This window comes from Catellatospora sp. IY07-71 (assembly GCF_018326265.1).
Taxonomy (GTDB): domain Bacteria; phylum Actinomycetota; class Actinomycetes; order Mycobacteriales; family Micromonosporaceae; genus Catellatospora.
The window spans coordinates 7,614,437-7,637,799 of record NZ_AP023360.1 but is presented as its reverse complement, the minus strand read 5'-3'; the positions used below and the strand labels follow the sequence as shown (position 1 = coordinate 7,637,799).

Here is a 23,363-nt window from a genome sequence, read left to right as displayed (position 1 = left end):
GGCTTCGGCTGACCTGCCGCTCGCCTGCCGGACCCGGCGCGGGTGGTAGACAGGGGGTGTCGCGTCGTGGCAGGGGCCGGGCAGAGAGCGTGCCGAGATGATGATCGTTCTGGTGACCGGGGTGTCCGCCGCGGGCAAGAGCACCCTGGCGCGCCACCTGGCCACGCACGGGCAGCCCGCGGTGAGCCTGGACGGCCACCCCGGCCTGTGCGACTGGGTCGGCGAACACGGTGCGCCGGTGCCCTGGCCGACGGATCCGGACCGGGCGTGGCTGGCCCGGCACCGCTGGGTGTGGCACGCGGACGTGCTGGACCGGCTGATCGCCGCAGCGGTCGCCGAGGCGGGCGAGGCGGCCGCGCTGTTCCTGTGCGGACGCGCGGACAACGCGTACGAGCTGCGGGACCGGTTCGACGCCGTGGTGGTGCTGACGATCGACGGTGCGGTCGCGGCGCTGCGGCTCGACGCCGCCGAGCGGGGCAACCCGTTCGGGCGGATGGGCGACAGCCGTGCCGCGATCCTCGACGGCCTCGAGGCCGACCAGCGCGCCCTCACCGGCTGGGCCGACGCCGTGGTCGACGGCCGGCTGCCCGTGGCGGAGGTGGCCGACGAGCTGCTGACCGCCGCGGCGATGCTGGCCCTGCGCCGCGCCTTCCCGTGAATCGAACAGATGTACTAAGCTGCTGGTCGTGCGGAGTGAAGCGGCGATCCTGCACGCGGACCTCGACTCGTTCTACGCGTCGGTGGAGCAGCGTGACGATCCGCGGCTGCGCGGGCGGCCCGTGATCGTCGGCGGCGGTGTCGTGCTCGCGGCCAGCTATGAGGCGAAGGCGTTCGGCGTGCGCACCGCGATGGGCGTGCGCGCCGCGCGCGCCCTGTGCCCCCGCGCGCTGGTGGTCGAGCCGCGGATGGCCGCGTACACCGCCGCCAGCCGGGCCGTGTTCGCGGTGTTCGACGACACCACGCCGCTGGTCGAGCCCCTCTCCATCGACGAGGCGTTCCTCGACGTCGGGGGGCTGCACCGGATCGCCGGCACCCCGGTGGAGATCGCCCGAGGGCTGCGCCGCGACGTGCTCGACCGGGTCGGCCTGCCGATCACCGTCGGGGTGGCCCGCACCAAGTTCCTGGCGAAGGTGGCCAGCCGGGTCGCCAAGCCGGACGGGCTGCTGGCCGTCGCCCCGGGCGACGAGCTGGCGTTCCTGCACGGGCTGCCGGTGGAGGTGCTCTGGGGGGTCGGCCAGGTGACCGCGGCGAAACTGCACCAGCGCGGCATCCGCAGGGTCGGCCAGGTCGCCCGGCTCGGCGAGGCCGCCCTGGTCTCGCTGCTCGGCCAGGGCGCCGGGCGGCACCTGCACGCACTGGCGCACAACCGCGATCCGCGCCCGGTGGTCGTCGGCCGCCGCCGCGCGTCGATGGGCGCGCAGCACGCGCTGGGGCGCGGTCCGCACCACGCCGAGTTCCTCGACGCCACCCTGGCCGGGCTGGTGGAGCGGGTCACCCGCCGGATGCGCAGGGCCGAGCGGCCGGGGCGCACCGTCGTGCTGCGGCTGCGTTTCGCCGACTACACCCGGGCCACCCGCTCCACCACGCTGCCCAAGGCCACCGCGCAGACCGAGGCCGTCCTGGACGCCGCGCGCACGCTGCTGGCCACGGCGCTGCCGCTGGTCGCCGAGCGCGGCCTGACCCTGCTCGGCGTATCCGTCGGCAATCTGGACGCCGACGGCCACGTGCAGCCGGAGCTGCCGTTCGGCGAGGTGCACCGTGACGCGCTGGACACCGTCCTCGACGCCGTGCGCGAACGCTTCGGCACCGGCTCGCTGCAGCGCGGCACGCTGCTGGGCCGCGACACCGGCCTGGTCATGCCGATGCTGCCGGACTGAGCTGCGTCGCGGTCGGGACCAAACCGTGTCCCTGGGCCGGCGGCCACGCGCAACCCGGGCGGCTGCCGGCGACAACCTTGCTTGGCGCGTCACAACTTCTGGGTTGTACCTACATCCCAGAAGTTGTGGGCCGCCGGAGTGGCTGCCCTGCCGGACGTGCTCCGTCCGCGACGGGCTCAGGAGGTGAGGACGGTGGCGTCCGTGCGCCGCTCGCGCGGCACCGTGGCGAAGACACTCGCCCGGAACCACGTCGGCACCGCGCGGCGCAGCTCCTCCGGGCCGCGCACCTGTCGTGGAACGAGAACCGGACGACGGTGCGCCGCTCCGGCACCGCGCCGGGATCGACGTGCCGGTGCATGTCCCACAGCAGCAGCTTCGGGTCGAGATCCTGGTCGCCCAGCTCGCCGATCCACCGTACGCCCCAGGCGCCCAGCGCCACGACGATCGGCTCCAGCTCCCGCCCGGCCGGGGTCAGCAGGTACTGCACCTCGGCGCCGGCCGGGCTCCCACGGTGCGCACGGTAGGCCCGGACGGGCGGCCGGTACAGGTACAGATCGTGTACTGGATAGCGCCGGCCGGCGGTTCGTAGCGTGACCTCGTCACGAGACGATGGGAGCAACCACGATGACCGCACCGAACGACCCGGAAGCCGACCGCGCGCTCAAGACGCGGCACCGGGCGATGTGGGCCCTCGGGGACTACCCGGCGGTCGCCGCCGAGGTCATCCCCGCGCTGGGCCCGGCGCTGGTGGACGCCTGCCAGGTGAAGCCGGGCGCGCAGGTCCTCGACGTCGCTGCGGGCTCCGGCAACGCGGCGATCCCCGCCGCGCTGGCCGGCGCGGACGTCGTCGCCAGCGACCTGACCCCCGAACTGTTCGACGCGGGCCGCCGGGTCGCCGCGGAGCAGGGCGCGCAGCTGCGCTGGGAGCAGGCCGACGCGGAGGCGCTGCCGTACGCCGACGGCGCCTTCGACGTCGTCATGTCCTGCGTGGGCGTCATGTTCGCCCCGCACCACCAGGCCGCCGCGGACGAACTGGTCCGGGTGTGCCGGCCGGGCGGCACGATCGGCCTGATCAGCTGGACGCCGGAGGGTTTCATCGGCCGCATGTTCGCGGCGATGAAGCCGTACGCGGCACCGCCGCCGCCCGGGGCGTCACCGCCGCCGCTGTGGGGCGACCCGGCGCACGTGGCCAAGCTGCTCGGCGACCGGGTCACCGACGTCGAGGTATGCCGCGCCACCGTCCGGGTGGACCACTTCGACACGGCCGAGGAGTTCCGCGACTACTTCAAGGCCAACTACGGCCCGACCATCGCCGTCTACCGCAACCTCGCCGACCAGCCCGAACGCGCCGCGGAGCTGGACGAGGCGCTGGCCGAGCTGGCCCGCCGGCACGACCTCGGCTGGGGCGCCATGGACTGGGAGTACCTGCTGGTCACGGCGCGCCGGGCGGAATGAGCGAGGTGCGAGCAGGTCGCCGGGCGCGGTGACCTGCTCGCCGTGGCGGACGTCCGCGCGGCCCTAGCGGGGGCAGGACACGCAGGTCCGGGCGTGGGGGAGCAGGTCCAGCCGCGCGGCGGGGATGGCGGCGGCGCACACCTCGCAGGCGCCGTAGCGGCCCTGCTCGATGCGGCGGAGCGCGGCGACGGTGTCGGCGAGGCCCTGGCGGGCCGCGCTCAGCAGCGCGTTGTGCGCGGCGGCCTCGGCGGCGTCGGGGGCGGTGGCGGTGAGTTCGGCCAGCTGGGCGGTCTGGTCCTGGCAGGTGCGGGTCAGCCGGTGGTGGACCCGGACGAGCCAGTCGTCGTGATCGGTGGTGTCGAGCGTGGTCATGGAAACCTCCACTGTCGGGTGGGTAAAAAGAAATCGGGCCGGAGCCGGTGTGCTCCGCCCGAAACGCCGTGCTGCTGCCGGCGGTGACTAGTGCGGAGCCGTGATCGGGCCGAGGTCCGGCCGGCGCAGCGCGACACGGGTGCGCGGGCAGCGTGCGTCGGCCCGGCCGCGGTCGGTCCGCGGGCGGGCGGTCGCCTGGAGCGCTGCCGTCGCCATGGGCCCACCATAGGCCGCCCCTGCGACACCGGCAACCGGGCTGCGGCGGCCCTACGCCGCGGGGAGTTTGCCGGGGTTGAGCAGGCCGAGCGGGTCGTTGGCGACGGCGGCGGCGCGGATGCCGGGCAGCGCTGGGCCGCCCAGCTCCCAGGTGTGCGGGTCGATCACGTGTACGCCCAGGTCGCGTAGCCGGTCGATGCCGTCGTAGAGGGTCGCGGCGTCGCGGAACTCCGACAGCAGCAGGCCACCGAAGCCGCGCCCGCGTCGCGGGTCCGCGGCGTCCAGATGGGTACGCAGGCCGTCCAGGTGCAGCATCGCCCCGGGCAGGCAGGCACGCACCGCGTCCGGATCGCTCACCAGCGGCTCGCCGCCCACCTGGAGGTGGCACAGGTCGGGCCGGGCCTTGCGGGCGCGCAACGTGACGTGGTTGAAGGCCAGTGTGGACACGTAGCCGACCGCGTCGGCGGCGATGGACTCGACCCGCCCGCCGTGCGCGGTGATCGCCTGCGTCACGACGGGCGCGGCGGCGGCGTCCACGACGGCGCGCAGGCTGATCCGGCCCGAGGGCAGCGCCGGGTCGGCCGGATAGGTCTCGATCAGCGTGGCGTCGTCCAGCGACACCAGCCGGGGTGGCGGGTCCAGCCGCAGCAGCTCCTGCCCGGCGCGGGTGGCCCCGGCCCAGTCCGGCGCGGGGAACGAGGCGAGCACCGCGGTGCGCTGCCGGGCGGGCGCCAGCCGCACCGTGGCGGTGGCGATGATGCCCGTGACGCCGTACGCGTGCAGGTACGGCAGGCAGCCGCGCCCGTGCACGCGCAGCGGCGCGCCGCCGGGCGGGCAGGTGACCACGTCCAGGGCCAGCACGAAGCCGTCCCACAGCCAGCCGTGCTCGATGGAGCCGAGCCCGCCCGCGCCGCCGCCGAGGAAACCGCCGATGGTGCTGCCGACGGTGGTCGGCAGCATCGCGATCTCCTGGCCGTGCCGCCGCGCGGCCGCCTCCAGCGCCACGAACGTGGCCCCGGCCTCGGCGCGGATCCAGCCGTCGCCGACCTCCAGCACCCGGTCGGCGCCGGTGAGATCGACGACGAGCCCGCCGGCCAGCGGCACCGCCTGGGCGTAGTTGCCGGTGCCGCGGCCCCGGGGGACCACGGGCACCCGGTGCGCGTGCGCCAGCCGTACCGCGGTCAGCAGCTCCGCGGTGTCGGCCGGGCGCACCACCACGTCGGCGAGACGCTCCGGGAGCACCGCCGACAGCAACGGGGACAGGTAGGCGCCGTCCCTGGAGGCGGCCAGCCGGGCCGCCTCCAGGGTGCTGACGCGATCGGGGTGCAGGGCGGCGGTGAGGTCGCCGAGGAACGCGGCGAGCGCCGCCGGGACGGGCGCCCGGCGGCTCGCCGTCGCGGCGATCGCGGCCAGCTCAGGTGCGGGCACGGGTCAGCTCAGCCCGATCGACGGGTCGATGAACTCGTTGGTGACCAGGTCCTGCGGGGTGAGCCCGGCCTTGATCTCCTTGCGCTGGCCGTCGTAGATCGGCGACACGATGGTGATGACCTGCTTGACCCGGTCCACGTCGAAGTCGCCCAGGGTGCCGTTGCTGCCGTTGCCGACGATGTTCAGCTTGAGCTGCTGGTCGACGCTGAACTTGGCCTGCTCCGTGCTGTACGGGAAGCCCTTGTAGGCGTCGTTGAGCTTGATGATCAGCTCGTTCGTGGCGGCGGGGCTCTTCACGTACTCGACCTGCGAGCGCTGGATGATCGGCACGAGCTTCTTCAGGCACGCCGAGTGCTCGGCCTTCTTGTCCGCGCGCACCACGATCGCCTCGGGGTAGATCGGGTAGCCGGTGTCGTGGATGAGCTGGAACTTCACCGGCTTCTTCCACTGCGGCAAGGCGTTCTGGTAGATGAACGGCTCGTTGGTGGCGAAGCCCTGCTGCGCGATCTTCCCCTTGTCGGCGAGGAAGCGGGTGGGGCTGCCGTCGTACGCGCCGTCGACCTGGCTGCGCCGCAGGATGCCCGAGCCGACCAGGTACTCCATGTACGTCGCGCCGTTGAAGTAGAGCACCTTGGTGTCGGTCTTGCCGATGTCCACGATGGAGTTGAACGTCGGGTTCGACGCCGGGTCCCACATGATCATGTAGGGCGCGATGTCGAACGGCGCGACCACGCCGACCACGGGCTGCTTGGCAGAGAGCCCGATGGCGTCGTCCGTGGCGACCTGGCCCAGCATGATCGTCGGGTCGGCGTACATCTGCGCGCCCGCGTTCTGGAAGCCGATGGCCGGGCCGCCGGCCCGGATCTCGATGTTCACCCCGGTGCTCTGCCCGCCGGACAGCAGCGGGCCGGACACCTTCTTCGCCGCGGCGTCGATCTTGTAGCCCGCGCCGACCAGCTGGTAGAGCGAGCCGTGCTCGGCCTCCGGCGTCCACGCGGCCTGCACGACGATCGTCGTCGGGCACACCGCCGCCAGGTCCAGCGCGCCCGCGCCGGGCGCGGGCTCGGCGACGGGGTCGGGTTCGGACCCGCAGCCCGCGGCCAGCAGGACCGCCGCCAGCACGGCGGCGGCCCCGACCCGGCGCAGCGGCCGGGCCTCGGGGGAAATGGTGCTCATCGTTCTCCTTCGGATGGGGTGATTCGCGAAAGGGACAGTCATCGGCGCACCGCCGGGGCGGGCTCGTGCTGTTGCGAGTCGTGCCAGGCGGTGGCGGCACGTGCCACGACGCCGAAGAACCAGAAGACGAGCAGGCCGAACGCCGAGGCCAGGAGCACCGCGGCGAACAGCATCTCGGACTGCAGCCGGCGCGGGTACACGTAGATCAGCTGCCCCAGCCCGGCCGGGCCCTGCTGGAAGAAGAAGTCGCCCACGATCGCGCCGATCACCGCCGCCCCGGCGGAGATGCGCAGGCCGGTCAGGATCGCCGGCAGCGCCGACGGCAGCTGCAGCTTCCACAGCCGCGTCCAGCGGCCCGCCTGGTGCAGCGTGAACAGGTCGTGCAGCGCCGGATCCACCGAGCGCAGCCCGAACAGCGCGTTCGCCGTGACCGGGAACAGCGCGATGAGCACGCAGGTCAGCACCCGGCTGGGGAAGCCGAACCCGAACCAGAACCCGAACAGCGGCACCAGCGCCAGGATCGGCACGGTCTGCAGCAGCACCGCGTACGGGTAGATCGACCGCTCCAGCCACCGCGCCCGGCTCATCAGCACGGCCAGCACCAGGCCGGTCACCGCGGCGATGACCAGCCCGGTCACCGCGACCTCGGCGGTCAGCCGCAGCCCGGCCAGCAGCTCGGCCAGGTTCACCGGGTCGAGGAAGCCGATCCGGACCACCTCGTGCGGCGGCGGCAGCAGGAAGCGCCGGTCCGCGTCGATGAGCACGTAGCTGCCGAGATACCAGGCGGCCAGCACGGCGAGCGCGACGGCGGCCGGGGGCAGCGCGACCCGCAGCCAGTGCGGCAGGGACACCTTGCGGGCCATCAGGCCACCTCCTTGCCGGTGACCACGGTCCCGGAAGCGGTCTCGGCCGCCGGTTCGGCCGCAGGCTTGTCCTTCGGTCCGCCCGTCGCTTTGGCCGTGGGCTCTGCCTTGGTCACGGGCTTCGCCTTCGTTACGGGCTCCGTTTTGGTTGCGGGCTCCGCAGCCGGTTCGGCGGCGGGCCGGGCGGCCGGGACGGGTGGCTGCTCGCCGCGTAGCAGCGCCGACACGCGTGCCGTCAGCTCGGTGAACGCGGGGGAGTAGCGCACCTGCGGGTCGCGCGGGTACGGCAGCGGCACCGCCACCTCGCCCACCACCCGGCCGGGCCGGTCGGACAGCACCACCACCCGCTGCGACAGGAACACCGCCTCGGCCACGGAGTGGGTGACCAGCAGCCCGGCGAAGCCGTCGGCGACGAACAGCTCCTGCAGCTGCTCGCCCAGCCGCTCCCGGGTGATCTCGTCGACCGACCCGAACGGCTCGTCGAACAGCATCAGCTCCGGGCGGCCGGTGAGGGTGCGGGCCAGCGACACACGCATCCGCATACCGCCGGACAGGGTGCGCGGCAGCTGTCTGGCCACATCGGACAGCCCGACCCGGGCCAGCGACTCCTCAGCCAGCCGCCGCCGCTCCGCCCGGGGCACCCCGCGCAGCTCCCCGGCCAGTTCGACGTTGCCCCGCACGCTGCGCCACGGCAGCAGCGTCGGGTCCTGGAACACGAAACCCAGCCGGTCGCAGCTGCGCTCGACCGTGCCGCCGCTCGGCGCCAGCAGGCCCGCGGCCAGGCGCAGCAGCGTGCTCTTACCGCCCCCGGAGGGGCCCACCACGGCGACGAACTCGCCCGCCGCGACCTGGAGCGACACCCCGTCCAGGGCGAGGGTGCCGTTGCCGTAGCGCACGCCGGCCTCGTGCAGGGTCACCGCCGGTTCGTCAGGGCTCACGCGGTCCGTCCCATCTGTGGTTCGTCGGGGAAGTGCCGGTGCACGGCGGTGCGGGCGACCACGCGGCCCGCGTGGACGACCACCCGGTCGGCGGTCGCGGTCGCCAGGGCCTCGCGCACCGATCCGGCGCGGATCGCCAGCAGCTCGGCCGGGGCGCCGGGGGCCACCGCGACCGGCGGCAGGCCCATCGCCTGCCGGGCCCGCGAGCTGACCGCGTCGTACGCCGTGGCGGGGTCGTCGTGCCCGGCGAGCACGAGCAGCGCGGCGGTCTCCAGGGGATCGCCGCGACCGAGGATGTTGAAGGGATCCTGGAGGTTGTCGCCGCCCGCGGCCACGGTGACCCCGGCGGCGCGCAGGGTGCGCAGCGCGGTCAGCCCGCGTGGCACCGCGTGCTCGTGGTCGCGTCCCTGCAGGTAGAGGTTGGTCTGGGGGAGGCAGGCCACGGTGATGCCGGCCCGCGCCACCCGGTCGGCGAGGTGCGCCGCCCGGGCCGGGGCCATCATGCCGAGGCTGACGCAGTGCCCGGCGAGAACCGGACGGCTGAAGCCGGTCGCGAGGACCGCGTCGGCCAGCAGTTCCAGCGAGCAGGGCGCGGGGTGCAGCCACTCGTCGACGTGCAGGTCCACGCCCGCGCCGTGGGCCTCGGCCAGCTCCAGGCACAGCTGCACGCAGGCGGCCGGATCGGGGTCGAGCCCAGGGCAGGCGCCGACCGCGTCGGCGCCCGCGGCGAGCGCCTGTTCGAGCAGGTCCCGGTTGCGCGCGCCGGCGGGGCCGGTCAGCGGGGTCGCGGCGAACGCGACGAGCTGGACGTCGCACCGGGCGGCTTCGGCTTCGCGCACCGCGAGCAGCGCTGCCAGGCCGCGTAGGCCGATGTCGTCGCCGAGGTCGGCGTGGGTGCGCAGCGCGGTGGCGCCGTGGGCGAGACAGCCGAGCAGCGCGGCGCGCGCCGCGGCGGCGATGTCCTCCCGGCTCCGGGTGGGCCGGTGGCGCAGCCAGGCGGTGACCGCGCCCATCAGGTCGCCGCCCGGGTTGGGCACCTGGTCGGCGGTCAGCGCCTTGTCGAGGTGCGCGTGCACCTCGGCCGGGGCGGGCAGCAGCAGCCGCCCGTCCAGGTCCACGACGTGCTCGGCGGCGGGAGAGCTTGCGTCGCGGTCCGCCGCCCGGGTGGTGCCCGGCGGTCGCGCTCCGGCCGCGGTCACGGCGTCACGCGGCGGGCGGTCCGCCGCCTGGGCGGTGCCCGGCAGCCGCGCGGCGGCCGGGGTCACCGCGTCGACCAGGCCACCGCGCAGCAGCACGTCCACCCGGCGGCCGTCGGCCAGCAGGGCGTCACGCAGCAGGGTCGTCGTGTCGGAGGCGCGCGCCGCGGTCATGGCGCGAGGTCCCGGCGGTGCCACCGGGCCGGGCCGGTGGCCAGCTCGACCGGGTAGACCAGGCGGTAGGACCGGTCCTGCCACTGCTCGACCACGGCGGCGGCCAGCACGTTCTGCCCGTCGGGGCCGAACCGGACGCCGTTCCAGGGCACGATCAGCCCGGCCGCGGGCTGCGTGGTCTGCCGCAGCGCGGTCCGGATCGCGGAGGTGTCGTCGCTGGCCGCGACGTCGATCGCGGCGGCCAGGGTGAGCACGGCGGTGAACGCGTCCACCGCGGCACCGGTCATCGGCCGGCCGAAGCGCTGCCGGTACAGCTCGGCGATCTGCTGCGCGACCGGGTTGCGCCCGGCGAACTCCGCCGACCACGGCACCGCCCGCAGCAGGCCCGGGTCCTGCGCCCCCGGCTGCTTCAGCGCGCGGAACCCCTCGCCCAGGCCGAACAGCGTCACGCCGGTCTCCCCGCGCGCGACCGCGGCGGCGACGGCGGTCGCGGCCGGGACGGTGCGCGCCCAGGCGAACACCACCCGCGCCGGGCCGCCGGCCAGGCTGGTGGCCAGTGCCTCCGGGTCGGGTTTGTCGGAGGGCACCTCCATGTGCCCGGACACGGTCGCCCCGGACCGCTCGGCCAGCTCGCGCAGTTGCCTGGTGGCCACCGCGCCGTCGTCACCGGACTCGGTGACGAGCGTGACGGCGTCCTCCCGGGTGTCCGGCGCGCGGCCCAGCAGCGCGAACGCGCTCTCGGCGAGCTGGCTGTCGCTGGGGCCGGTGCGGAAGTACCAGTCGGCGCCGAGCTCGGTGAGGTAGTCGGCGGTGCTTCCCGCGTCGATGAGCGGCACCCGCAGTCGCTGGGCCTGGCTGCTCAGCGCCCCGGTGACCGCCGCGGACTCGGCCGACACCAGGCCCACCGGGCGGCGGCTGTCGGCCATGCTGGTGATCGCCCCGATCGCGGGCTCCGGCCGGCCGCCCGTGTCGGCGGTGACCAGCGTCAGCGTGGCGCCGCGCAGCCCCGGCAGGCCGGTGCCCGGGCCCAGTGGCACCGGCAGCTCCGGGTACGTGTCGTTGATCACCGCGGCGGCCAGCTCGGCGCCGCGCACCGCGTCCGCGCCGGCGTCCGCCGACGGCCCGCTGAGCGGGGCGAGCATGCCGACCACCACCGGCCCGGGTGGCGGTTCGGGGACCGTGCAACCGGTGGCCAGCAGGGCCACCACGGCCACGGAGCACGCCAGGCGCAGCGGGGTCATGAGTACGCGCTCCGAATCGATGCTGTTGCAAGTCTCGTGGTCCGTGATCGCGGACCCGGGGTATCTTTTCGTGCCGGACTGAGACTTTCAAGCCCTGGCGTCGTATGTATTCGATTCGACGACTTGATACCGCCAGGGCACTTGCTGCAACATTCGTACTACCGGTTAGATGTCCTCGATACCGAAGACGACGATCCATTATGGACTGTCGCTCCTGGACGGAAGACATGGGTGACCCGGTGACGGCCGTAGACCCTCGTTCCCGGCGGGCCCCCGGATCCCATCGGCGGCCGTCGGTGCTGCACACCCGGCACTGGCGGGTGCCGACCAAGCTCGTCGCGGTGCTCACCGTCCCGCTGCTGGGCTTCCTCGCCGTCACCGGCCTCCAGATCAACGAGTCGGTGCGCACCGCCTCGGCCCTGGGCGACTTCTCCGACCAGGTCGCGATGGGCGTCGAGGTCACCGACCTGGTCCACGAGCTGCAGCGGGAACGCGACCACACCGTCGGCATGCTGGCCTCGCTGGCCGCACCGGGCGCGGCCCCCGGCCGCCGTGACATCGGCGCGCTGGCGCCCGACCGCACCGCCGTCGACCGGGCCGCCGAGCGGCTGCGCGCCGCGGCCCGGCCGCTGCTCGGCGATCCCGCCCTGGCCACGGCGTTCCAGCGGGTGGAGGCGCGGCTGGCGCAGCTGACGCAGGTGCGGTCCGGTGTCGCGCAGGGCTGGCTGCGCACCCAGGCCGTCTTCGACATGTACACCGGCACCGTCACCGACCTGCACGAGCTGCTGCCGCGCCCGGTCGACGTCGAGGGCGACACCGAACTCGGCCGGTTCCTGCGCGGCATCAGCGACCTGGCCCGCGCCAAGGAGCTGGCCTCCCAGGTGCGCGGCCAGCTCTACCTGATGACGTACGGGGCGCCGTTCGAGCCCGGTGCCTTCGGGCAGATCGCCGACCTGCGCGCGCAGCGCCAGACCGCCGTGCAGCGCTTCCGTGCCGAGGCCGCCCCCGAGCAGGTCGCCGAGCTGGACGACACCGTCGCCGGCCAGGCCGTGCGCAACGCCGACCGCCTGGAACGCGCCATCGTCGGCGAGGGCACCGAGGAGCACGGCGTCGAGCCCCAGCAGTGGTGGGCGGCCAGCACCACCGAGCTGCAGCTGATGCGCCACCTGGAGCAGTCGCTGCTGCGCACCGCCGTGGCGGCGGTCGACGACGCGAGCGGCGCCCAGTGGCGCACCACCGCGCTGCGCTCGCTCACCACCGTCGGGCTGCTGCTCGCCGCGCTGCTCACCTCCGTCGCCATCGGCCGCAACATGGCCGGCACGCTGCGCTCGCTGCGGGAGCAGGCGCTCATCGTGGCCGACATCCGGCTGCCCCGGGTGATCGCGCAGCTGCGCCGCTCGCCCACCACCCCGCCGCCGCTGCGGGTCGAGCCGATCCGGGTCGACTCCCGCGACGAGGTCGCCGAGGTCGCCGACGCGTTCACCGCCGTGCACCGCAGCGCAGTACGGCTGGCCGCCGAGCAGGCCGTGATGCGGCGCAACGTCAACGAGATCTTCATCAAGCTCGCGCTGCGCAGCCAGAGCCTGGTCGAGCGCCAGCTGAACCTGCTCGACTCGATGGAGTCGTCCGAGGTGGACCCGGACAAGCTGGCCAGCCTGTTCCGGCTCGACCACCTCGCCGCCCGCCTGCGCCGCAACGACGAGAACCTGCTCGTGCTCGCCGGTGGCGACACGAGCCGGCGCTGGAACGAGCCCAAGGACCTGAACACGATCGTGCTCGCCGCCGCGGCCGAGGTCGAGCACTACGAGCGGGTCCGCCACCAGCTCGACGGCAGCGTGCACGTGGTCGGCCACGCCGTCGCCGACGTGGTCAACCTGCTGGCCGAGCTGCTGGAGAACGGCCTGGCCTTCTCGCCGCCGGAGACGCTGGTCCACGTACGCGGCCATGCCCTGGGCGACGGCTCGGCCGAGCTGGTGATCACCGACGAGGGCATCGGCATGTCCACCCAGTCGCTGGCCGAGGCCAACGACCAGGTGTCCGTGCCGGTCAGCATCGACATCTCGGCGGCCGAGCGGATGGGCCTGGTCGTGGTCGGGCACCTGGCGCACCGGCACCGGATCAGCGTCCACCTCGACTCGGGCACGCGGGGCGTCACCGTCAGCGTGAACATCCCCGCCGACCTGATCGTGCCCGCCCCGGCGGAGCCGCCCACCCCCGGGCGCGACGGCGGCGAGGCCGGCGCGGTCCCGCCGACGATGCGCCGCATCGTGCCGACGCGCGCGGAGGACGTGCTCACCGCCGACCGCCCCGCGCCGAGCATCTGGTGGTCGCCTGAGGCGGTCGCCCCGGCGGCTGGCGCAGCGCCGACCCCGGCTGAGCCGTCCCGGGCCGGGCTGTCCGTGGCCGGGCTGATCGCCGCCCGGCTCGCCGCGGCCGAGGACACCGAGGCGGACCCGGACAACGCAGTGTCGGCCGTCGGCAGCCCGGCCGCGATCGAGGCGGCTTCGGCCGGACCGGCCGTGGACAAGGCGGCCACGGGCGAATCGGCCACCGGCGGATCGGGTGCGGACCCGTCTGCAGCGGGGGAGGCCGCTGCGGACGAGTCTGCTACGGACAGGTCCGCTGCGGACAAGTCTGCTGCGGACAGGTCCGCTGCGGGCACGACGGTCGTTGACAAGACGGCTACCGCTGTGACGGTCGCGGAAGAGATCGATACAGAGACGGACACGGACGTGCCGGTCGGGGCGGCGCTGAAGGGGTCCGAGGCGGAGACGGCCGCAACGGCGCGGCCGGAGCCGACGGTCACCGCGGCGGGGCTGCCGATCCGCAGGCGGTCGGCGAACCTGCCCGGTCCGGCCGCGGCCCGGCCCGCGGCCGAGGCCGATCCGGAGTCGGTGAGCAGCACGCTGACCAGGCTTTACGAGGGCCTGCGGCGAGCCGAGGCCGAGGAGGCCCCGGCCGGTGCGGCGCCGGAGACGGCGGTGGCGGGCGAGGAGGCCCGGTCCGGGTCCGGCGGCGAGAACGACAAGGTAAGCAAGGTAAGGAGTTAGGGACATGGCGATCAGTGCCGCGGCGCGCGACTTCAACTGGCTCATCAGCGGTTTCACCGAGCGGGTGGCGGGCGTGGTGCACTCCGTCGTCGTCTCCTCCGACGGTCTGCTGGTGGCCGTGTCGGACCGGCTGCCCCGCGACAGCGCCGACCAGTTCGCCGCGCTGACGGCGAGCCTGGTCAGCGTGACGAAGACGGCGGCGCACATGTTCGACGGCGACGAGGTGCGCCAGACCGTCGTCGAGCTGGGTCGGGGCTTCCTGCTGGTGATGCCGATCCGCGACGGCTCCAGCATGGCGACGCTGGTGGCCAGCGGGTCGGACGTCGGCGTGGCCGGCTACGAGATGGCCAAGCTGTGCAAGCAGGCGGGCGAGGTGCTCACCCCCGCCGTACGGGCGGAGCTGCAGCTGTCCCTGCCGCTGGCGGCAGCGGTCGGCTGACCGTCGTAGATCTTGTGCACTTCGTGCTGCTCCGGCGACACGAAGTGCGCAAGATCTGGTGACGGCCCGCGCCGGCAGGTCGACGCTGCTGCGTCTGCCCGCCGTGGTGAGCAGGCGACCGGCGGGCGTTCGGGCCGCCGCTCGGTCAGGGCTGCGGCTCGGGGCCGGCGATCTTGTCCAGGGCCAGGCCGATCAGGATGCCGAAGAGGATCGCCAGGGCCGGCACCAGCGAGAACACCAGCCAGAGCGGCAGGTCCGAGAGGCGCAGCGCGTTCTCGGCCAGGACCAGGAACGCGGTCGCGAACAGCGTCCCGGCGACACCGCCGCGGAAGGTGAACACGCTGATCCCGCCGAGCACCGCGGCCGCCACGGCGATCACGAGCCGATCGCTGTTGGGGAAGGCCCCGCCGAGGCGTCCCACCAGGACGATGCCGCTGAGCGCGGCGAGCACGCTGGAGCCGCCGAACCCGGCCACCGCGCCGAGCAGCCGGGACGGCCGGAACCCCGGCGCGGGGTCGCCGACGCCGAGCGCGCGCCGCACGCCGGGCAGGAGGAACAGGGCGCCACCGGCGAGTGAGCCGAGCACGAACACCGCCAGCCACAGCCAGCCGGTCGCTGCGCCGTCGGGGCCGTCGGGCAGGATCACGCCGCGGGAGTCGGACAGGCCGATGGCGATCGACTGGGCCAGGGCGAGGGCGCCGAGCGAGACGGCCCACGCGGGCGCCGAGGTGAGCCCGGTCAGCGTGCCGAGGAGCAACCCGAGCACGAGCATGAGCAGGACCGCCGTCGTCCCCGCGAGCAGCGGGGGCCAGTCCGACCGGGCGAGTTCGGCGTAGACGACGCCCGCCAGGGCCGCCTGCGCGCCGACGGCGAGGTTGGGCGTGCCGGTGCGCAGGGACAGCGCGAACCCGGTGGCGAGCAGGCCGGTGGCGGCCATGCTTGTCCACAGGCCGGGACCGAGCGCGCCGGCGTCGGCCTGGAGCAGGATGCTGATCAGCGCCACGACGGCGAGCAGCAGGAGCAGCGCCTCCCAGCCGAGATGGGCGAGCAGGCCCGCGGTGCGCCGCCGGGGCGGGGCGGTGTGGGGCTGGGCGGCGTAGGGCGGGGCCGGATCCGTCGTGGTCATGTCTCCGCCCTTCGTCGGCAACCGGGGGTGCGCGCGTCAGTCCACTATAGACAGGGCTGCTGACAGTGGACGATGCCGGGAAATCGGGCCGTGACCGGCGATCGCGGCCGGGGTTCAGCCGCGTGCCGACCCGGCCGGCCAGACGATGGTGACGGGCAGGCCGCGGGCGCGGGCCGCGGTGACGACCGCACCGGTGCCGCCCCGGTCCGCGGCGGGCTGCCCGTCCCAGACGGCGACGAGCAGCTCGCACGATCCGAGCATGGTCTCGTTCGCGGCCTCGTACGCCGCCGCGCCCGACGCGGGGAACGGCAGCACCCGCACGTCGGCGGCCTGCCCGAGCAGCCGGTCGAAGGCGGGGGCATGCTCGGGCCGCACCTTGCGGGCGCGGTAGTCGGCCGCGGGCAGCACCACCTCCAGCCGCCCGCCGTGGTCGAGCACCGCCTCGGCGAAGAGCGTGTCGGCGCCCGCCGCCAGGCAGGACACCCCCACCAGCGCTTCGGCGGGGTGCGCGGCGAGCAGCTCGCGCAGGGCGCGGGCCACCGCCGCGGTGGTCGGGCCGGTCAGGTCGGTGTGGCCGGTGACGCCGATCCGGGGCACGTCACACCGCCGTCAGGGCGTCGGCGAGCCGGTCCAGCGCGGCCCCGAAGGCGGGCAGCGGCAGGTGGCCGAACCCGAGCCGGAACACCCGGTCGTCCTCGCCGAACCAGGAGCCGGGCGCGACGCGGGTGTCGCGTTCGGCGAGCGCGGCGTAGAAGCGGCGTACCGCCTGGTCGTCGTATCGGTCGTCGCGCAGCCGCAGGCAGCAGAGCGCGCCGCCGTCGGGGCGGACGAAGCCGACGGTGTCGCGGTGCGCGTCGGCCCACGCGGTCAGCGTCTCCAGCGCGGCCGCGAGCATGGTCCGGCGCGGGCCGAGGATCTCCTCCTGCCGCCGCAGCACCTCGATCGCCAGCAGCTCGTCCACCCCCGACCCGGCGATCTGCGTGTTGAACCTGGCCCGCCGCAGCGCCTCGTACAACTGCGGATCGGTGGCGGTGAGCCAGCCGACCCGGATGCCGGGCGCACCGTGCGACTTCGACAGCGAGGAGCAGCTCACCACCCGTGGGGACAGGTGCGCCAGGGACGGCGGCGGCGCGGCGTCGCCGTAGGCGGTCTGCCGGTACGTCTCGTCCAGCAGCAGCACCGCGCGGGGCGCCGTCACGGCCATCCGGTCCAGCAGGCGGCGCAGGTCCGGCTCGGCGAAGGCGACCCCGGACGGGTTCTGCGGCGAGGCCAGCGACACCAGCCGGGTGGCCGGGGTGAGCGCGGCGGCCACCGCGTCGACGTCGAGGCGGTATCCCGCGCCGAAGCTCAGCGGGACGGCGGTGACCCGGCAGTCCAGGGCGTCGAGCACGGCGCGCGCGGGCGGGAAGCAGGGCGTCGTGACGACCGCCGCGTCCCCCGCCCGGCACACGGTCAGCGCGAGCAGGAACATGGCGGTGACACCGCCCGCGGTGACCAGCACGTCGCCGGGCGCGACGCCGGTCTCGGCGGCGATGAGCGCGCGCAGCTCCGGGTCGCCCTGGCTGGTGCCGTAGCCGATCTCCAGCGTGTGCAGGCGGGCCAGCACGTCCGGGGCCAGCAGCTCGCCGAGCCGCAGCGGCGGGCAGGTGCTCTCCGCCAGGTCGTACGCGACCGGCCGGTCCACCAGGTCCGACATCGACGCGGGTGGGAACCGTCCGGGCCGCTCTTCGTCGTGCTGGTCCTGGTACGCGGTCAGGGAGACGTCCACCCCTCGATCCTGCCCGTCGCGCCTCCAGCACGCACAGCGCCAAAACACATCGGGTGGCCCTTTTCTCCACCCGGCCGGACCCCGCACGGCGGGGACAGCGAGCCGCCGCACGGGATGAGATGGTCTCCTGCATGGACCTCGCCGCCTGGTACACCGACTTCGCCGAGCGGGAGGCGCGGGACTCGTCGCCCGTGTACGAGCGCCTCGCCCTCGCCGTCGCCGCCGACCCGGAGCTGCTGGCGCTGCTCGGCACGCTGCCCCCGGACAAGCGGCAGCCCAACCTCCTCTTCGGCGTCGTGCGATGGCTGGGCGGGCCGGTCGACGACCCGGCCGCCTGCCGCGAGTTCGTGCTCACCCGCTGGCCCGCCGTCGAGGAGCAGCTGCGGGTCCGCATCGTGCAGACGAACGAGCCGGGCCGCTGCGCGCTGCTGCTGCCGGTGCTCGCCGCGCTGCCGCAGCCGCTGGCGCTGCTGGAGGTCGGCGCGTCCGCCGGGCTGTGCCTGTACCCCGACCGCTACGGCTACCGCTACGGCGAGCACGCGGTCGGCGGCGGAGCGCCGGTGCTGCACTGCGCCGCGGTCGGCATGACACCGCCGTCCGGCGTACCGGAGGTGGTGTGGCGGGCCGGGCTCGACCTGAACCCGCTGGACGTCACCGAGCCCGGCGACGTCGCCTGGCTCGATGCGCTGATCTGGCCGGAGCACGGGCACCGGCGCGACCGGATGCGGGCCGCGGCGGCCGTCGCGGCGGCCGAGCCGCCGCTGCTCACCCGGGGTGACGCCGTGGACGATCTGGCCGCGCTGGCGGCGCGCGCCCCGCGGGGCGCGACGCTGGTGGTGTTCCACACCTCGGTCCTGTACCAGGTGCCGCGGCCCCGGCGGGACGCGTTCGTCGAGCTGGTACGCGAGCTGCCCGGCCACTGGATCTCCGTGGAGAGCCCGGAGACGCTGCCGCTGGCCGGGCTGCCCGAGCCGCCCGGCGAGCTGCTGCACAACGTGCTCGCCCTCGACGGCAGGCCGCTGGCCTGGACCCGGGGCCACGGCCAGGCGCTGACCTGGTTCGGCTGAGCCGCCTCAGCCGGCGGCGGACCGGACCTGGTTGCGGCCGTCGCGTTTGGCGCGGTAGAGCTCCATGTCGGCGCTTTCCAGCAGCTCTTCGGGGTCGCGCCGGCCGCTGGGCGTGGTCGAGGCGACGCCGATGCTCACCGTGACGATGCCCGCGCAGGCCAGCACGTGCGGCTCGGCGAGCGCGGCGACGGCCTCGCGCAGCCGCTCGGCGGCCCGGGTGGCGGAGGTGACGTCCAGGCCCGGCATGACCACGGCGAACTCCTCGCCGCCGTAGCGGGCGACCAGGTCCCCGGCGCGCAGGTTGCGGGTCAGCTCGGCGGCCACCCGCTGCAGGCAGTCGTCGCCGGTGGGGTGGCCGTAGTGGTCGTTGTAGAGCTTGAAGTGGTCGATGTCGACCATCGCCAGCGCGATCGGGCGGCCGGTGCGCCGGGCCTGCGTCCACTCCTCCTGGAGCATCTCCTCCAGCCGGCGCCGGTTGGCCAGGCCGGTCAGCGCGTCGGTCGTGCTGAGCAGCTCCAGCCGCCGGTTGGCGGCGGTCAGCTCCTCGGTGCGCCGGGCCACCTTGCGTTCCAGCGAGGCGTACACCGTGGCGTTGTCCAGCGAGACCGCGAGCTGCCCGGCGATGAGCATCACCGCGTCGAGGCGCTCGGTCGAGAACGCCTCGCGGATCAGGTGGTTCTCCAGCACCAGCAGCGCCTGCCACTCGCCGCGGTGCAGGATCGGCACCACCAGCAGCGAGCAGCAGTCCAGCTCGGCGAAGTACGGGTCGCGGGCGAACCGGTCGTCGCGGGTGGCGTCGCCGACCACCAGCGGCTCGCGGGTGCGCTCGACGTAGCGGATCGCCGCGGCGGGCACCGCGGGCCGCCCGTCCGGCTGCGGCTCGTGCGGCACCGACCAGCGCTGGTGGTCGTCGTCCCAGAGCAGCAGGTGCACGGCGGTGGCGCCGGTCATGTCGCTGAGCACCTCGACGACCCGGCCGCGTACGCCGTCGAAGGTGGTCTGCGAGCTGAGCGCCTGCGACGCGGCGAGGATGGCCAGCAGGTCGATGGTGCTGGTGAGGATCGGGGCCTGGGCGGCGCCGGCGGGCGCCTCCGGCCCGGCGGCACGCAGGCCGGTCAGCCCCGCGCGGGCCGGGTGCACGCGGTCGAGCTGGTCGACCTTCGCGGTGGCGCCCCAGGCGTGGTAGGCGTGCCGTGCGGCGGCCAGCACGTTGTGCCCGGCGGCCTGCATGTCGTGCGCGAGGTAGAACCGGGCGGCCCGCTCCAGCAGCAGTGCGCGGTGCCAGGGCCGGTGCCGGACGGCGGCCTCGCGCTGCGCGGCGTCGTAGGCCTGCGCGGCGGCCTGGAAGTCACCGCCGGCCCAGGCCCGTTCGGCCTGCACCAGCAGCAGCAGGTGCGCGAAGTTGTACGGCGCGTCCGCGGCCCGTGCCGCCAGCCAGCCGATCTCGGCGTCCAGCTCGGACAGGCGCGCGCGGCGCTCGGCCGGGGGCAGGGCGCGGGCCTGCTCGGCCAGGTCGAGCCCGCGCAGCAGGTGGGTCAGCGCCACGGGGTAGGTCGCCGGGTTGACCGGCAGCATGTCGGCGGCCGTGGACACGTGGCGGTGCAGGGCGGGCATGTCGTCGAGCAGCGCAGCGGTCAGCGCCCGGGTGATGTGCACGTTGAACACCGCGACCGGGTTGGCCGCCAGCCCGTCGGGCAGCGCGTCGCGGTCCTCGACGGGCTCGCCGCGCAGCAGCGCGGCCAGCCGCCGGTAGGGCTGGTAGACGTCGGTGGACTGCTCGTTGCCGGTGCGCAGGGCGAAGGCGAGCCCCGCGTCGACCTCGGTCAGGTAGCTGTCCAGGGTGGGGGCGTAGTCGAGCATCTCGTACACGGTCACGTAGTAGGTGTGGCAGGCCTTCTGCAGGTCGCCGCCGTGCAGCAGGCCCTCGCGGGCGAGCTGCGCCTGGCGTACGTCGTCCTCCAGCGGCTCCCACCAGTGGGCGGTGCTCAGCGCGTACAGGAAACGGGCCTGGGAGGTGTCGGGCTCGTAGCCGCGGGCCTCGCCGACCGTCAGGAAGCGCAGCATGGCCCGGTAGCCGGTGCGGAAGTCCTGCCGCCGTCCCACGGTGACGAAGGTGATGTGGGCGACCGGCCCGACCAGCGTCGGGATCGGACCGTGGGTGATCCACATTCGCAGTGCCTGCAGGGTCAGCCAGGCCAGCACGGACTGGTTGCTGAAGAAGGCCGGGGCCATCATCCGGTTCAGCAGCGCCGCGGTGGCCAGCAGGTCGGGGTCGGTGATCTCCGGCCGGGCCAGGTCCGCGCCGACGTCGCCCGCGTCGAGCCAATGCGCCAGCAGCGCCAGCCCTTCGTCGATCTCGGCGTCGATGCGCTCCGGCGCGGGCGCGGGGAAGCCGAGGTGGCCGAGCATGTCGAGGCCGAGGGCGACCGCCTCGGCGGGCCTGCCCTGGTTGGTCAGCCCGTTGACCTGCGCCAGCGTCGCCTCGGCGCGGTCGGCCGGGCGCTGGCACAGCCCTTCCAGCGTGCGGTAGACCGCGTCGGCCTCCTCGAGCCGGCCGAGGCTGTACAGCGAGCTGTGGCGCATGGTCAGCAGCCGGCACCGGGCCGCCAGATCGGCGGGGTCGGCGAACTCGATCGCCACCGCGAGGTAGCGCTCGGCGCTGGCGTGGTTGCTGACCACCAGCGCCTGATCGGCGGCGTGGGCGAGCAGGCCGCTGACGCGCCGCCGCTCCGCCGGGTCGCGGACCAGCCCCGCGACCGCGTAGTACTGGTACGCCGCGACCTCCGCCAGGCCGGGGTGCACGGCCAGCCGCCGGGCCAGCCCGAGCTGCAGCGCGGCCTTCGCGGTGGGCACCATCCGGTCCAGGATCGCCTGGTGTATGCGGTCGTGCCGGAAGCGCACCGCCTCCCCGCCCTCGCCGGACTCCAGCACGAGCAGCCCGTCGTCCAGGGCGGGCACCAGCCGCTCCTCGATCTCGCCGGCCGGGCGGCCCGCGGCCACCTGCAGCAACTCCAGGCCCGCCCGTCCGCCCAGGCAGGCCATGATCTCCACCAGCAGCCGGGTGTCGGTCGGCAGGGCGCGCAGGCGCATGGTCCACATGTCCGCGATGTCGGCCTGGCGCAGGTGGCGCGACAGCTCGGCGGACTCCCAGTCCCAGCCGTCGGGGCCCAGGGTGAGCACCCGGTCGCGGCGCAGCGAGTTGATCAGCTCGACGGTGTCGTACGGGTTGCCGTGGGTGCGCTGGGCCACCGGCTCGGCCAGCTCCGCGGCGTCCGCACGGTCCAGTTGCAGCAGGTCGCCGACCAGCTCGGTGGTGCTCTCGGCGGGCAGGTTGCCCAGCCGCAGCCGCTCCGGCTCCACCCCCTGCTGCCGCCAGCGCGTGATCATCGCGGTGAGCGGGTGCGTCGCGTCCACCTCGTCGTCCCGGTACGCCATGACCAGCAGCAGCCCTTCGGGCGGCCCGTCGGACACGAGCATGTCCAGGTAACCGAGCGGGGTGCGGGACGCCCACTGCAGATCGTCGACGAACATGACGATCGGCCGCTTCGGCGAGGCGACCGCGGCGAGCACGTCCACCCCGATGCGCTGCATCCGGGCCTGCGCGAAGAGGCTGTCGCCCACCGACGGATCCGGTGCGACGCCCATCAGCACCCCGAACTCCGGCTGCACCGCGGCCAGCAGCCCGGCGTTGCGGCCGAGCGCGTGCAGCAGGCGGGAGCGGACCTCGGTCACCTCCTCCTCGGGCTCGGCCAGCAGCAGCCGCCCCACGGCGCGCAGCGCCTGCCGGGTGCCGTCGAACTCCAGGTCCCGCCGGTGCTGGTCGTACTTGCCGGACACGAACCAGCCGCCGCTGCTCGACGCGATCGGGCGCAGCTCGTCGATCAGCGACGTCTTGCCCACCCCGGCCGGGCCGCTGATCAGCACCCCGTGACTGAGGCCGGTCATCGCGTCGGCGAACGCCGCGTCCAGCGCGCGGATCTCGGCGTCGCGCCCGACGATGCGGGAGCGGGGGAGCAGCCGCATCGGCACGTCGTTGGCACCCACGCGCAGCGCGACCTGCGTGCCGGGGGCGGCGCCGCGCAGCAGCCCGAGGTCGTACGCGAGCCCGTCGGCGGTCTGGTAGCGCTTGTCGGGCTCCTTCTCCAGCAGGTGCATGATCACGTCGGAGAGGGCCTGGGGCACGGCCGGGTTGACCTCGGCGGGCGGCTCGGGCATCCGCGCGAGGTGGGCGTGCGACAGCCGCAGCGGATCGCCGGTGCCGAACGGCGGCTCGCCGGTGGCCAGCTCGTACAGGGTGGCGCCGAGCGCGTACAGGTCGGCGCGCTGGTCGACGGGGCGCCCCGTGCGGCCGGTCTGCTCCGGGGCGAGGTAGGGCAGCGTGCCCACGATCTCGTTGTGGTGCACGAACTCCGGCCGGATCTCGGCGAACGTGGTGGCCAGCTCGAAGTCGACGAGGCACACCCCGCCGCGGGCGGTCTGCACCACGTTGGCCGGGCAGACGTCGCGGTGTATGACATGCCGCGCGTGGATGCCCGCCAGCGCGCGGGCCAGGTCGAAACCGATCGCGACGACGTCCGGGATGGGCAGCGGCATCGGCCGGCGGTCCAGCGTGACGTCGCCGACGTCCTCCATGACCACCGCGCCGGACACGGCCGGCCCGGAGGCGAGCTGCGCGACGCCTTCGGCACCGCGAAGCCGACGCAGGATGGCCGTCTCATGCCGGGCCCGCCGGACCGCGTCGGCGCCCAGCGGCTCCTTCAGCACGACGGTCCGGCCGTCCGGGAGGAACAGCCGGGTCACCCGGTATCGATCTCTGCTGACCAGCAGCTCACGTCGGGTGTCTGCGGGCAGGGGGTCTCCTGCGGAACTCCCGCCGCTCGTGCCCATCGTCCGCCCCGGAATCCGTCAAGGCCGCCGCCCCGTCGATACGAAGATGAAAAGTCCTCGGGACCCAGAATAGCCCTTTTGTCGGTATCC

General features: G+C 74.7%; 18 protein-coding genes. 6 read left to right on the top strand and 12 right to left on the bottom strand.

The annotated features are described in order from the left end of the window. Positions 1-97: 97 nt before the first annotated feature. The 3 genes from CS0771_RS34135 (at position 98) to CS0771_RS34120 (ending at position 3,332) form a co-directional block, all read left to right on the top strand. Positions 98-658, top strand: coding sequence for a hypothetical protein (locus CS0771_RS34135; RefSeq protein WP_212844833.1), 561 nt, complete (start codon positions 98-100; stop codon positions 656-658). Positions 659-686: 28 nt separating this feature from the next. Further along, positions 687-1,877 carry a DNA polymerase IV gene (gene dinB / locus CS0771_RS34130; protein ID WP_212844832.1) on the top strand — a complete coding sequence of 397 codons (1,191 nt, stop codon included), beginning with the start codon at positions 687-689 and terminating at the stop codon, positions 1,875-1,877. A 624-nt stretch (positions 1,878-2,501) separates the two neighbouring features. Beyond that, a complete protein-coding gene (locus CS0771_RS34120; protein WP_212844831.1) occupies positions 2,502-3,332 on the top strand; it encodes a class I SAM-dependent methyltransferase in 831 nt (276 codons plus the stop codon). 63 nt (positions 3,333-3,395) lie between these two features. Here the strand turns inward: CS0771_RS34120 and CS0771_RS34115 are convergent, their stop codons facing one another. The 8 genes from CS0771_RS34115 to CS0771_RS34090 form a co-directional block, all read right to left on the bottom strand. Further along, positions 3,396-3,704, bottom strand: coding sequence for a TraR/DksA C4-type zinc finger protein (locus CS0771_RS34115; RefSeq protein WP_212844830.1), 309 nt, complete (start codon positions 3,702-3,704; stop codon positions 3,396-3,398). Positions 3,705-3,791: 87 nt separating this feature from the next. Then, the gene (locus tag CS0771_RS39330; RefSeq protein ID WP_256442860.1) at positions 3,792-3,920 is read right to left on the bottom strand and encodes a hypothetical protein; all 129 of its coding nucleotides are present in this window, start codon (positions 3,918-3,920) and stop codon (positions 3,792-3,794) included. A gap of 51 nt (positions 3,921-3,971) precedes the next feature. Continuing rightward, the gene (locus tag CS0771_RS34110) at positions 3,972-5,348 is read right to left on the bottom strand and encodes an FAD-binding oxidoreductase (RefSeq protein WP_212844829.1); all 1,377 of its coding nucleotides are present in this window, start codon (positions 5,346-5,348) and stop codon (positions 3,972-3,974) included. 3 nt (positions 5,349-5,351) lie between these two features. After that, the gene (locus CS0771_RS34105) at positions 5,352-6,524 is read right to left on the bottom strand and encodes a hypothetical protein (RefSeq protein WP_212844828.1); all 1,173 of its coding nucleotides are present in this window, start codon (positions 6,522-6,524) and stop codon (positions 5,352-5,354) included. Positions 6,525-6,562: 38 nt separating this feature from the next. Next, positions 6,563-7,387: an ABC transporter permease gene (locus tag CS0771_RS34100; protein WP_212844827.1), complete on the bottom strand. Its 825-nt coding sequence runs from the start codon at positions 7,385-7,387 to the stop codon at positions 6,563-6,565. Then, the gene (locus CS0771_RS34095; RefSeq protein ID WP_244871203.1) at positions 7,387-8,325 is read right to left on the bottom strand and encodes an ABC transporter ATP-binding protein; all 939 of its coding nucleotides are present in this window, start codon (positions 8,323-8,325) and stop codon (positions 7,387-7,389) included. The genes CS0771_RS34100 and CS0771_RS34095 overlap by 1 nt, the downstream gene beginning before the upstream one ends. Continuing rightward, positions 8,322-9,695 (bottom strand): amidohydrolase family protein, encoded by a 1,374-nt coding sequence (locus CS0771_RS39165; protein ID WP_244871202.1) that lies wholly within the window; start codon positions 9,693-9,695, stop codon positions 8,322-8,324. The genes CS0771_RS34095 and CS0771_RS39165 overlap by 4 nt, the downstream gene beginning before the upstream one ends. Beyond that, positions 9,692-10,936, bottom strand: a complete 1,245-nt coding sequence (locus CS0771_RS34090; protein WP_212844826.1) for an ABC transporter substrate-binding protein — start codon at positions 10,934-10,936, stop codon at positions 9,692-9,694. Before CS0771_RS34090 ends, CS0771_RS39165 begins: the two co-directional genes overlap by 4 nt. Before the next feature lie 296 nt (positions 10,937-11,232). Between CS0771_RS34090 and CS0771_RS34085 the strand changes: the two genes are divergently transcribed. Then, positions 11,233-13,986 (top strand): nitrate- and nitrite sensing domain-containing protein, encoded by a 2,754-nt coding sequence (locus CS0771_RS34085; protein ID WP_212844825.1) that lies wholly within the window; start codon positions 11,233-11,235, stop codon positions 13,984-13,986. Between the two features lie 10 nt (positions 13,987-13,996). Next, positions 13,997-14,425 (top strand): roadblock/LC7 domain-containing protein, encoded by a 429-nt coding sequence (locus CS0771_RS34080; protein WP_203756697.1) that lies wholly within the window; start codon positions 13,997-13,999, stop codon positions 14,423-14,425. Positions 14,426-14,570: 145 nt separating this feature from the next. On the opposite strand, the gene CS0771_RS34075 is transcribed toward CS0771_RS34080, so the two are convergent. The 3 genes from CS0771_RS34075 to CS0771_RS34065 all read right to left on the bottom strand — a co-directional run bounded on the left by CS0771_RS34075 (position 14,571) and on the right by CS0771_RS34065 (position 17,319). Beyond that, positions 14,571-15,551, bottom strand: coding sequence for a hypothetical protein (locus CS0771_RS34075; RefSeq protein ID WP_212844824.1), 981 nt, complete (start codon positions 15,549-15,551; stop codon positions 14,571-14,573). 114 nt (positions 15,552-15,665) lie between these two features. Further along, the gene (locus CS0771_RS34070) at positions 15,666-16,148 is read right to left on the bottom strand and encodes a hypothetical protein (protein WP_212844823.1); all 483 of its coding nucleotides are present in this window, start codon (positions 16,146-16,148) and stop codon (positions 15,666-15,668) included. A 1-nt stretch (position 16,149) separates the two neighbouring features. Then, positions 16,150-17,319 carry a pyridoxal phosphate-dependent aminotransferase gene (locus CS0771_RS34065; protein WP_244871200.1) on the bottom strand — a complete coding sequence of 390 codons (1,170 nt, stop codon included), beginning with the start codon at positions 17,317-17,319 and terminating at the stop codon, positions 16,150-16,152. A gap of 131 nt (positions 17,320-17,450) precedes the next feature. On the opposite strand from CS0771_RS34065, the gene CS0771_RS34060 reads away from it, so the two are divergent. Beyond that, on the top strand, positions 17,451-18,386 hold the full coding sequence (locus tag CS0771_RS34060; RefSeq protein WP_212844822.1) for a DUF2332 domain-containing protein: 936 nt from the start codon (positions 17,451-17,453) through the stop codon (positions 18,384-18,386). Positions 18,387-18,392: 6 nt separating this feature from the next. Here the strand turns inward: CS0771_RS34060 and CS0771_RS39540 are convergent, their stop codons facing one another. Beyond that, a complete protein-coding gene (locus CS0771_RS39540; RefSeq protein ID WP_212844821.1) occupies positions 18,393-23,186 on the bottom strand; it encodes a diguanylate cyclase in 4,794 nt (1,597 codons plus the stop codon). Positions 23,187-23,363 lie beyond the last annotated feature (177 nt).